The organism is Streptomyces albus subsp. albus, from assembly GCF_000719865.1.
Taxonomy (GTDB): Bacteria; Actinomycetota; Actinomycetes; order Streptomycetales; family Streptomycetaceae; genus Streptomyces; species Streptomyces albus_E.
The window spans coordinates 1-1,011 of sequence record NZ_JOID01000080.1 but is presented as its reverse complement, the minus strand read 5'-3'; the positions used below and the strand labels follow the sequence as shown (position 1 = coordinate 1,011).

Annotated in this window: 1 protein-coding gene; it reads left to right on the top strand. The window is 70.9% G+C overall.

Features of this window, described 5'->3' with window-relative positions:
• Nucleotides 1-70 precede the first annotated feature (70 nt).
• Nucleotides 71-1,011 (top strand): IS5 family transposase gene (locus tag IF83_RS32790; protein WP_394297398.1). Its coding sequence is split into 2 segments (ribosomal slippage): nt 71-434 and nt 434-1,011, totalling 942 coding nucleotides; the frame shifts between segments, so codons are not numbered across the junction.

The following is a 1,011-nucleotide window of genomic DNA, read 5'->3' as shown; positions in this document are numbered from 1 at the left end:
CTAGGCCGTTTCTGATGGCTCTTGGTGGGCGGGGTGGATCTCCTGGTTGGCCGGGCAGGACGCCCGTATGGTGCGGCGACACGAGCTCACGGACGCGCAGTGGCGGAAGATCGAGCCTCTCCTGCCCGGTAACGGCAAGCCGGGTGGGCAGTGGGCGGATCACCGCAGGGTGATCAACGGGGTGTTGTTCCGGGCCCGGACCGGGGTGCCCTGGCCTGACCTGCCGGAACGGTACGGCCCTTGGCAGACCGTCTATGAGCGCCATCGCCGCTGGTCGGCCGACGGCACCTGGCAGGCCGTCCTTGAGGAGTTACAGATCGAGGCGGATGCCGGCGACCCGGACGGGGCGCTCGCCGGCCGGGCGGGCCGGCAGGAGTGGGCGGTGAACATCGACTCCACCTCCTGCCGGGCGCATCAGCACGCGGCCGGAGCGCCTCGCAAGCCCCCGGCCGACCACCCGCAAAAAGGGGCGGGGCGCGTGAGGAGGCAGATGGGCGGGAGGCGTTGGGGCGCTCACGGGGCGGGCTGACCAGCAAGGTCCATCTGCTCTCCGACGACCGGGCCCGCCCGCTGCACTGGCTGACCACGCCCGGTCAGCGCGGTGACAGCCCGATGTTCGCCCCGGTGCTGGACGGCTTACGCATCCGGCGCCGCGGACCGGGCCGCCCGCGCAGCCGGCCGGACCGGGTCCGCGGCGACAAGGCCTACTCCAGCCGCGACAACCGCGCCTACCTGCGACGGCGCGGCATCAAAGCCACCATCGCCCAGCCCGACGACCAGCGGCTGCACCGCAAGCGCCGGGGACGAGCCGGTGGCCGGCCCCCGGCCTTCGACAAGGTCCAGTACCGCCGTCGCAACGCAGTCGAGCGGTGCGTGAACAAGTGGAAGCAGTTCCGCGCGGTGGCCACCCGGTATGACAAACGCGACTACATCTTCAATGGCACTCTGACCGTCACCGCGATCGTCATCTGGCTCCGAGACACCGTCCAAGAGCCATCAGAAACGACCTAG